Annotated in this window: 1 protein-coding gene; it reads right to left on the reverse strand. The window is 74.7% G+C overall.

Going from position 1 to position 549, the window contains the following annotated elements:
- Positions 1-549: ArsR/SmtB family transcription factor (locus Sru01_RS35200; RefSeq protein ID WP_203995317.1), on the reverse strand; the 549-nt coding region annotated here is incomplete at both ends.

Below are 549 nucleotides of genomic sequence, written 5' to 3' on the forward strand. Positions count from 1 at the left end.
TGGACGGCGACGACCAGTCGGTGGCTTCGGCCGCCGTCGGCGTTCTCGTCGTGGTACTTGCCCACCAGCGCCGTGACCGCGTTCGCCAGTTCCTCGGCGAAGGCGGCGCGGTCGGCGGCGGTGGCGAAGCGGACCTCGCCGTCGATGGCGAAGGTGGCCACCTTCTTGCGGGCCCGGGCGGCGCCGGTGATCAGCGCGCCGACGTCGCGGACCAGCCGGGCGGCCACCGCCAGCAGCCAGCGCGCCGACAGCTGGTCGGGGGCGCGGGAGGGGTCGGGCTGCACCTCGGCCAGCGCGACCGGGGAGATGACGTAGGAGGCGGCGCTGGCGCGCATCACGCGCTCGGTGACGTTGCCCTTGCGCCGTTCCTCCACCAGCTCCACCAGCCCGTGGCGCTCCAGCGCCTTGAGGTGGTAGTTCACCTTCTGCCGTGGCAGGCCGACCTTGGCCGCCAGCATGGACGCCGAAGCGGGCTCGGCCAGCCGGGCCAGCAGCCGGGCCCGCACCGGATCCAGCGAGACCTCGGCCGCCGCCGGGTCCTCGATCACC

Source organism: Sphaerisporangium rufum, from assembly GCF_016863395.1.
Lineage (GTDB): Bacteria > Actinomycetota > Actinomycetes > Streptosporangiales > Streptosporangiaceae > Sphaerisporangium > Sphaerisporangium rufum.